The following is a 9,181-nucleotide window of genomic DNA, read 5'->3' on the forward strand; positions in this document are numbered from 1 at the left end:
TGACTTCGGGGCCGGAATGAGCGGCTTGAGAATCCCCCACTCTTCATCTGTCGTATCGGTTGGATACAATTGCATCCTTTGATTCTACTCATATCGATGAGACAGTATTGCCCGACTTCTTACTTTCCAGACAGTCTCTAAGACTGGCCGCATCGAAACTCAGGCCGTCGCCGAAAGGCAATTCACACAGTTCGGTCATGATCCGGCTGATCTCCCCTGGCGTGTTCGGCACCCCGGCGGCGGCCAGATCGAGGTCTTCGGTGGGACGGGCGGTGTTCCGGTAGCGGGCGAACAGGCCCAGGGCTCCCTTGAGCACGAACTGCTCGCGGTAGTCGCTGAGATCCAGCCGCGCCAGCAAACCTTGCTGGGCGTACAGCAACAACATGCTGTTGGCGGGCAGATTGGGGTAGGCGGTCTGGCCCAGGTGACGGAGCCGGGCCAGCAAGCTGATGGGGTTGGGCTCAGTGGTCCTGGTCATGCAGCAGCACCTCCAGATCGCGGCTCATGGCGGTCCACACGCCAGCGTCACGGGCCGCCTCGGTCAGGCGGTAAAGCGGTACAGCTCGGCGGCCCAGGTACTTTTTGAGCCCTTCGAGGTACAGCTCGCGGCCAAATTTGGGGGCGTAGCGCAGCAGGTCCGTCAGGGTTTTCTCCGGACTGTAGGTGACCAGCGCCTGGCCCCGCACGTCGAGGGTCGTCAGGCCAGTACCGTAAGCACGCGGACCGAAGAAGAAGAACTCGGTCTGGGGCGTCTCGATCCGGGGCCGGTGGCGGTGGCGGGGAATGGCAAGTTGCAGCGCTGCGGGCCGGGTGGTGCTCAGGCCATGCAGGTGTAGCGCGCTGACCAGGCAGGGCCGAGCGTAGGGTGAGCGGAGTTGCACTTCGAGCAGGTCCAGGGCTTCAAGGTCGGCAGTCGGCAACTCGGACTCGTCAGTGAGCCGGTAAACCCCGCGCTGAATCCGTTCGATCAGGCCCTTCTCCAGTAAGCGCGTGATCGCCATACTGGGCAGACCGGCCTGCCTAGCGGCGCGGGCTGTCAGGAGCCCACCCTGCGCCTGGAACAGGTCCAGCAGTTGATCGGGGGTCGTCTTGGTCGTGGGCATGTTTATAATCGACTGCATTGTAGTTGACTAAGCAGCATATTTCAAACAAGGTGAATGGTCAAAAAAGGTGGATCCCTGTTCTGACCGTTACTCGCGCACGTGCTCCAGGGCGCTGCCGATCAGCACCGTGACGTGGTGGTCGAGCAGGCGGTAGTAGGCGACGCGGCCCTCCCTTCGAAACGCGACCAGGCGGTGCGCCCGCAGCAGCCGGAGCTGGTGGCTCACCGCGCTCTCGCTGATGCCCACCACCGCCGCCAGGTCGCAGACGCACAACTCAGCCGTGTTCAGGGCGCTGAGCAGCCGCAGCCGGGTCGGGTCGGCCACCGCCTTGAGCAGCGCACTGGCGTCGTCGACGCAGCGCACGTCAGGCAACGCCCGCCGGGCCTGCTCCACCGCCTGTGGGTGGACACAACTGACCTCGCACTCACCTTCCTGAGAACCGGTTATCATTTCAAGAGGATAGCCTCAAAAGGATAGTCGATGCTCAGCACTTCTTCCGGTTGACCCATTCACACCACCTCGTCGGAAAGCAGGTCACAGGCGACGCGGCCCTGTTCGATCTGCACCGTGGCGTGCTCGACGCCGAACTGCTCGTGAAGTTCATGGCGCAGGTGCTGCAAGCCCTCGTCGGGCAGGCCGCCCGGCATCACCAGATGGACGGTCAGCGCCGTCTCGGTGGTGCTCAGGCCCCAGACGTGCAGGTCGTGAACACCCGATACGCCGGGCTGGGCCACCAGGAAGCGGCGTACTCCGTCCAGATTCACGCCCTCCGGCACGGCGTCGAGCGCCAGGTTCAGCGACTCGCGCAGCAGACCCCAGGTGCCGTAGAGAATCACGGCAGCCAACACCAGACTCACCGCCGGATCGAGCCAGTTCCAGCCGGTCAGCAAGATCACGACGCCAGCCACGACCACGCCCGCCGAGACCAGCGCGTCGGCGAACATGTGCTGGTAGGCGCCGCGCAGGTTCAGGTCGCCCCCCCGCCCGGAGGCGAACAGGTAGGCCGTGACGCCGTTGATGACGATGCCCAGCGTCGCCACCCAGATTACCGTGCCGCCCGCCACCGGGGCCGGGTTGTAAAATCTCCCCAGGGCTTCCCAGATGATGGCTCCCAGCGCGACCAGCAGCAGCACGGCGTTGGTCAGCGAGGCCAGGATGCTGCTGCGCCGCAGACCATAGGTATGTTTTTGCGACGGGCGCCGTTTGGCCGCCAGGTACGCGCCCCAGGCCAACAGCAGCCCCAGCACGTCCGAGGCGTTGTGTCCGGCGTCGGCCACCAGAGAGAGCGACTTCGCCAGCGTGCCGTAGACCAGCTCGAAGATCACGAAGACGGTATTCAGGCCGATACCGACGATGAAGGCCCGTCCGAAATCGGCGGGGGCGTGGCTGTGGCCGTGAGAGTGCCCGGCGTGGTCGTGGCTCATAGGAATACCGCCTTCAGGTCGAAAGTTCGATCAGGTACAGCGACACAAAGCCCGCAAAGAAGGCTGCCGTTATCAGGGGGGTCTCTTTGACTTCGTGTGCCTCGGTCAGCAACTCCTCAGTGACCAGGAAAAGCAGGGCTGCCGCGCCAAACGACAGCACGATTTCCAGCGCCAGGCCGGAGAGCCCCTGGAGCAGCGTGCCGCCCAGCAGCGATCCGACGATGACGGCCAGACTCAGCCCCACCACCGTTAGGATGATCCGGCGCCTCGGTTGCCCCGACTGGCCCAGGCTGGAAGCCACCGAAACGCCCAGAAACAACAGTTCGAGGGTCAGTGCCACGATCAGCAGCACGCCGACTCTGGTTCCAGCCGCAAAACCCACCCCGATCAGCAGCCCATCGATCAACACGTCGGTGGCCACGGCGGCGATCAATCCACTCTCGCCCTGGCTGCCGCTGCGGCGCTCCAGTCGCTCAGCAAACTGCCGCACCGCCAGCAGCACGCCGACGCCCAGGGTAAAGCCGATGACCACGCCGAGCGGTTGGTGCCCTTTGGTGATCTCCGGCAGCAGTTCCCCAGCCACCACGGCAAAAACGACGCCTGCCGCGAAATGCTGCACGAAGCTGCGGAGCTGCTCGCCCGGTGCCCGGTAGCTCGCCACCACGCCACCCAGGATCGTCGCCACCACCGGAATCAGCGTCAGCGAGAAAATCTGCGCCAGCGCGGCGCTCAACGGGCGTCCAGATTATGCACGGGCAGAGTTTTGAGTCTTGGGTGCAGCCGTAGGCACGAAGTCTCCAGGCTTCCACCCCAGCAGCCGCAGGGCGTTGGCCGTCACGATGGCGGTGGCGCCGGTATCGGCCAGGATCGCCATCCACAGGTTGGTGTAGCCGAGCAGGGTGGTGATCAGAAAGATGAGCTTGAGCCCCAGCGCGAAGGCGATGTTGAGCCGGATGTTGTGCATGGTCGCCCTGGAGAGCCGCACCAGGTTCGGCACGCCCACCACCCGGCCCTGAAGCAGCGCCACGCTGGCCGTCTCCAGGGCGACCTCGGCGGCGCCGCCCATGGCGACGCCCACGTCGGCCAGGGCCAGGGCGGGCGCGTCGTTGATGCCGTCGCCGACCATCGCCACGCCGCCCGATCCTTTGAGTTGCCGGATCAGCTCCAGCTTGTCTTCGGGCAGCAGTTCGGCCTGCACCTCCAGGCCCAGGTCGGCGGCGATGGCCTGACCGGTGCGGGCGTTGTCGCCGGTCAGCATCAGGGGCCGAATACCCAGCGAACGCAGCTCGGCGATGGCGGCCCTGGCGTCGGGGCGCGGCTCGTCGCGGATGGCGACCAGTCCCAGCGGAGCGCTACCTTCCAGCAGCACGACCACCGTGCGGCCCTGAGATTCAAGTCCGGCAATGGTGGACGCGGTGGCCGGGTCCAGTGGCGCCAGCCCGGCGGCGTAACGCGGCGAGCCGACCGCCAGGGCGCGGCCCTCGACGGTGGCGGTGGCGGCCTGTCCAGCCAGCGCCTGGGCGTCCTGGGCGGCGGGAACGCTGAGGCCCTGGGCGTGAGCCATGATCGCCTGAGCCAGCGGATGCGAGCTGCCCGACTCGACGGCGGCGGCCAGGCGCAGGACTTCGGATTCGCTGGCGCCCAGCGCGGTGATGCCGGTCACGCGGGGCTGGCCTGCCGTCAGGGTGCCGGTCTTGTCGAAGGCCACCGTGCGCACGCTGCCGACTTGTTCCAGCGCCGCGCCGCCCTTGATGAGCAGGCCGTGCCGGGTGCCCGCACTGATGGCGCTGGTCACGGCGGCGGGCACGCTCAGCACCAGGGCACAGGGGCAGCCGATCAGCAGCAGGCTGATGCCCTTGTACAGCCAGGTGTGCCACTCGCCGCCCAGCAAAAGTGGTGGCACCACTGCCACCAGCGCCGAGACCAGCACCACGCCCGGCGTGTAGAAGCGGCTAAAACGGTCGATGAAGCGGGCGGTGGGCGCCTTGCTGCTCTCGGCCTCCTCGACCAGGTGAATGATCCGGGCGATGGTGTTGTCACTGGCGGCCCTGTCCACCCGGACCGTCAGGGCGCCGCCCCGGTTGATGCTGCCCGCGTAGACGCGCTGGCCCACCGTCTTGTCCACCGGCAGGCTCTCGCCGGTCACCGGGCTGTCGTCCAGGCTGGATACACCGCTCAGGATGGTGCCGTCCGAGGCCACCCGGTCGCCGGGCCGCACCAGGATCGTCTGCCCGACCTGGAGCTGGGCCACCGGCACCTCGCGCTGCCCCTCGCCGCCGAGGACGATGGCGGTTTTGGGGGCCAGCGCCGAGAGCGCCCTGATCCCGGCCCGCGCCTTGCCCGCCGCCACGCCTTCGAGCAGCTCGCCGACGGCGAAGAGGAACACCACCACGGCGCCCTCCGCCGCCTGACCGATCAGCACCGCCCCGACAGCCGCCGTGCTGACCAGCATGTTGATGCTGAACGGGTCGCCGAAGCGGGCGCTGGCCAGGGCCTTTTTCAGCAGCGGCCAGGTGCCCAGCAGCGTCGCGGCGACGTAGCCGTAGACCGAGAGCGTCGGCGAGGCGAAGCCGAACACGAAGGCCAGCGCCAGCAGCGCCCCGGAGAGCACCACCAGCTTGCCCTGGGCGCTGGCGTACCAGGGCCTGCCCCGGTCAGCCGGATCGTCGTGGCTGTGGGCGTTCGAAATGACGTCGTGCTCGTTCAGACCGGACTGTTCAACGGGCCGACCGAGCGCTGACGGCGCGTAACCGAGCGATCTGAGGTTGCTCTCCAGCGTGGCTCTGGGCGTCTGCGCTTCATCGAGGGTAAGTTGCAGGGTCTGCTTGTTGAAGCTGGTCCTGACCTCCGCCGTGCCCGGCAGGGCGCCCACCATGCGCTCGACCTTTCGCACGCAGGTGGCGCAGTCCATGCCGTCCACGAAGTAGTCCAGGCGGGAGGGCGAAGTCGTCATGTCGCCAGTATATCTGAGCAGATGCTCAGACATCCAGCCGCCTTTGTCCCGACCTGATCAGGCCAGAGCCAGCGGCGCCCGTCTCTGCGCGTCCGGCAGCAAACCTTCGGTGGCCGCCCCGATACCCAGGCAGACTGCCTCGGCGTGGGGCCGGGCGATGATCTGAAGGCCCAGCGGCAGCCCGTGCGCCCCGAAGCCCATGTTCACCGACAGCGCGGGTAGCCCGGTCAGGTTGTGCGGCACCGAGCGGTGGCCCTCGGCGGCGCCCTCACCCCCCGTGAACACCGGGTCTTCACCGGGGGCGACCCAGGGCACGCTCGGCGAAATCAGCGCGTCCAGCCGCCCTAATGCCTCAAGGAAACGCCGGGTCAGGTGGCGGCGAAACTGCTGCGCCCGCACATGCGTCACGGCGCTCAGCGCAAAACCCAGCTCGATCTGCGCCCTGGTGTCGGGCGCGTAATCGCCCCCCTGCCATTGCAGCCAGTGGGCGTGAAGGGTGGCCGCTTCCGGCAGCAGCACACTGAACAGTGCGGCGTCGGCCTGCCCCAGATCGGGAATCTGAACCTCGCACAGTTCGGCCCCGGCAGCTTCCAGGGCTCGGCAGGCGGCGGCGAACACGGTTTCGACTTCCGGCTGGTCATAGGGGTTAGCTCGCTGGATGACGCCCAGGCGCAGACCGTCCAGCTTCACCTCCGAGCTGAACGTCCGCCCGGTGAGCGCTCCCAGCAGCAGGGCCGCGTCCGCGCTGCTGCGCGCCAGTGGCCCGGCGTGATCGAGCGACCACGACAGCGGAAACACGCCGCTGAGGTCCACCGTGCCGTAGGTCGGCTTGAGTCCGGCAATGCCGCAGTAGCTGGCCGGAATGCGGATAGAGCCGCCGGTATCGGTGCCGACCGCCGCGAAGCACATGCCCGCCGCCACCGCCGCCGCCGAGCCGCCGCTGGAGGCCCCCGCCGTGCGCGAGGCGTCCCAGGGGTTGTTGACCTGGCCGTAATCGGCGTGGGCCACCCCCATGGCGAACTCGGAGAGGTTGGTCTTGCCGAGCGTCACCGCGCCCGCAACGCGCAGCCGGGCCACCAGCGGCGCGTCCGCCTCCGGCACGTTGGCGCTCAGGATGCGCGAGGCGCAGGTGGTGCGGATGCCCGCCGTGTCGATCAGGTCTTTGAGGGCGACAGGGATACCGTGCAGCGGCCCCCGGTCCTGTCCTGAGCGCAGTTCGGTTTCGGCCTGAGCCGCCTGGGACAGCGCCAGCTCTGCCGTGACGGTGATGAAGGCGTTGAGCTGCGGCTCCAGCGTCTCGATGCGGGCCAGACACAGCCGGGTCAGCTCTAGCGGTGAAAGCTGGCCGGAGCGGTAGAGCGCCCCGATTTCCGGAATGCTGGCGAGCAGCAGCGCCGAGTCAGTCAAGGCGAGGCTCCGGCCAGACGCAGCTCCGGCCAGGTCGCGCCGAGCGGGCTGAGGGTGCCCAGATTCAGGCGCCGGATGGCCGCGTCACCCTTCAGAATGGGAATCAGGCCCGGCACCAGGGCGGCGGCGCGGTCTTCGCTGAGGTCATGTCCGGCCAGGGCGGCGAAGCTCCGGATCACCTCGCCATCGACCCGGTTCACCTACTTACCTTTTCCGCAACCGCCCGCAGCCGCAGACGCATCGAGGCGGCGTGGCCGACCATGCCCTCAGTGTCGGCCATCGTCACGAACGGGGGCGCCACAGTCGCGTTGGCCGAGGCGCTGACGGTCTGGTAGGTCACGGTCTTGATGAATTTGCCGACCCACAGCCCGCCGGTATAGCGCGCCGCCTTGCCGGTGGGCAGCACGTGATTGGTGCCGATACCCTTGTCGCCGTAGGCCACCGTGGCGTTGTGGCCCAGGAACAGCGAGCCGTAGTTGGTCAGGCGCTGCAAAAACCAGTCTGGATCGCGGGTCTGGACTTCCAGGTGCTCCGGGGCCACCCAGTCGGAGACGCGGGCCATCTCCTCGTCGGACGCAACGATCATGATCTCGCCGTAGTCGCGCCAGGCGGGACCGGCGGCGTCGGCGGTGGGCAGCGTCAACAGTTGGCGCTCGATCTCCCTGGAGACGGCCTGCGCCATGCTTCTGGAGGTGGTAATCAGAAAGCCGGGCGAGTTGACGCCGTGCTCGGCCTGGGCCAGCAGATCGGCGGCCACGAACTCCGGGTCGGCACTTTCGTCGGCCAGCACCAGAATGTCGGTGGGTCCGGCCAGCAGGTCGATGCCCACCACGCCGAAGAGCTGGCGCTTGGCCTCGGCCACGTAGGCGTTGCCCGCGCCCACGATCATGTCCACCGCGCCGAGCGGGTCACTGCCATCTAACCCGAAGGCCATCGCCGCCATCGCCTGCGCCCCGCCGATGCTGTAGATCTCGTCGGCGCCGCTTTTGACGATGCCGTAGAGCTGCGAGGGGTTGACCTGGCCGGTCCCGCGCTGAACAGGCGCGCAGGCCACGATCCGTTTCACTCCGGCGACTTTCGGCACGCCCACCGTCATGCCTGCGGCGGCCAGGATCGGGTAGCGCCCACCGGGGATGTAGGCGCCCACGGCGTTCACCGGAATCTGCTTTTGCCCGATTCTCACGCCCGGCAGCGTCTCGGTCTCGAAGTCAGTCAGGGTCGCGCGCTGGAGCGCCGCAAAACCCTTGATCTGCGCCAGGCTGAAGTCGATGGCCTGCGCCACCTTGTCATCGACCTGGGCCAGCCCGGCAGCGATCTGCTTGTCCGATAAGCGAAACGAATCCGGGGAGAACCCGTCGAACTTGTGGCTGTAGCGCCGCACCGCGTCCACGCCCTCGCGCTCGACGGCCAGGATGATTTCGGACACGGTATCCCTGATCTCCTGCGAGACGGCGGAAGGCTGCGGGGGGGCTTTTTTGAAGTATTCCATGATCGGCTCCTTCTGAGGGCCTGTGGCGCGTGGCCTGTGGTTTGTGGCGCGTGGCTTGTAGGAAATGCGGGAGGTGGTGTGTTTACGAAGGGGGCGACCAGGCAGCGTTCCCATTCCCCTGCCGTCCACCTGCCTGCGCACGCTCAAGCCTGCCGGGCGGGGCGGCGTCATATTCAGGTGCGCCGACCCGGCTCACGTCACCGACGAAACGTTGGAGTCTGGCCCGTCGGCTCGGCCTGTGCGGGGCTGATCTGCACGGGGAGAGCACTCCCCAGCTTGGCGGGCGGCGGCTCAGTCGGCACTCAGGCCGTCCAGGTCGTCGGTGAGCGGCACAGCGGTCTGAGACGCGCCGCCGAGCTGCCCGTGGAGCTGCTTGAGCAGGGCGAACTCGTCGAACAGCGTCCACTCCTGCACGACCACACCACCCTTGATGACGTGGTGGCTGATGCCGACCAGATACATCCGCCGCCCCGTCGGTGAGCCATACGGACCGTAACCGTCATGCGTGCCCTGCAAGGTGAAGCGCGTCGCCACCCGGTAACCGCGTTCGGCACTGCCCTGAACGCACTGATGGTTAATCGTCATAGCGATGTCGGGGAAACTGGCCATCAGCGTGATGACGAAGTTCTCGTAGTCCCCGTGACCGTACAGCTTGCGAGAGTCGGGCAGGAAGGCGACGTGACCGGGGGCGTAGTGGGTACGCACCATGTTGATGAGTCTGGCGTTCCACATGTTTTGCAAAATGGCGCGGATGAATTCCTGCGGCTGATCGGCGGAGGGCACCTCGTAAAAGGTCGGCGCCTGC

At 67.3% G+C, this 9,181-nt stretch carries 10 protein-coding genes; all 10 read right to left on the reverse strand.

What is annotated here, in order from left to right; genetic code table 11:
- Positions 1 to 88: 88 nt before the first annotated feature.
- Positions 89 to 478, reverse strand: coding sequence for a nucleotidyl transferase AbiEii/AbiGii toxin family protein (locus tag Q0R23_RS15225; RefSeq protein ID WP_293914325.1), 390 nt, complete (start codon positions 476 to 478; stop codon positions 89 to 91).
- Positions 462 to 1,103 (reverse strand): type IV toxin-antitoxin system AbiEi family antitoxin domain-containing protein, encoded by a 642-nt coding sequence (locus Q0R23_RS15230; RefSeq protein WP_293914327.1) that lies wholly within the window; start codon positions 1,101 to 1,103, stop codon positions 462 to 464. Before Q0R23_RS15230 ends, Q0R23_RS15225 begins: the two co-directional genes overlap by 17 nt.
- A gap of 87 nt (positions 1,104 to 1,190) precedes the next feature.
- Positions 1,191 to 1,553 carry a metalloregulator ArsR/SmtB family transcription factor gene (locus Q0R23_RS15235; RefSeq protein WP_293914329.1) on the reverse strand — a complete coding sequence of 121 codons (363 nt, stop codon included), beginning with the start codon at positions 1,551 to 1,553 and terminating at the stop codon, positions 1,191 to 1,193.
- A 59-nt stretch (positions 1,554 to 1,612) separates the two neighbouring features.
- Positions 1,613 to 2,527: a cation diffusion facilitator family transporter gene (locus Q0R23_RS15240; RefSeq protein ID WP_293914331.1), complete on the reverse strand. Its 915-nt coding sequence runs from the start codon at positions 2,525 to 2,527 to the stop codon at positions 1,613 to 1,615.
- A 13-nt stretch (positions 2,528 to 2,540) separates the two neighbouring features.
- Entirely contained in the window at positions 2,541 to 3,260 is a 720-nt protein-coding gene (locus Q0R23_RS15245) for a transporter (RefSeq protein ID WP_293914333.1), read from the reverse strand.
- Positions 3,261 to 3,272: 12 nt separating this feature from the next.
- Positions 3,273 to 5,480 (reverse strand): heavy metal translocating P-type ATPase, encoded by a 2,208-nt coding sequence (locus Q0R23_RS15250; RefSeq protein WP_293914335.1) that lies wholly within the window; start codon positions 5,478 to 5,480, stop codon positions 3,273 to 3,275.
- 57 nt (positions 5,481 to 5,537) lie between these two features.
- Entirely contained in the window at positions 5,538 to 6,887 is a 1,350-nt protein-coding gene (locus Q0R23_RS15255) for an amidase (RefSeq protein WP_293914336.1), read from the reverse strand.
- Complete coding sequence (locus tag Q0R23_RS15260) at positions 6,884 to 7,087, reverse strand: hypothetical protein (protein ID WP_293914338.1); 204 nt, start codon at positions 7,085 to 7,087, stop codon at positions 6,884 to 6,886. The genes Q0R23_RS15255 and Q0R23_RS15260 overlap by 4 nt, the downstream gene beginning before the upstream one ends.
- On the reverse strand, positions 7,084 to 8,376 hold the full coding sequence (gene hisD / locus Q0R23_RS15265; RefSeq protein WP_293914340.1) for a histidinol dehydrogenase: 1,293 nt from the start codon (positions 8,374 to 8,376) through the stop codon (positions 7,084 to 7,086). The genes Q0R23_RS15260 and hisD overlap by 4 nt, the downstream gene beginning before the upstream one ends.
- A 291-nt stretch (positions 8,377 to 8,667) precedes the next feature.
- On the reverse strand, positions 8,668 to 9,181 hold a 514-nt coding region (locus tag Q0R23_RS15270; RefSeq protein WP_293914342.1), incomplete at its 5' end, for an ester cyclase.

Source organism: Deinococcus sp. (assembly GCF_025362455.1).
Lineage (GTDB): Bacteria > Deinococcota > Deinococci > Deinococcales > Deinococcaceae > Deinococcus.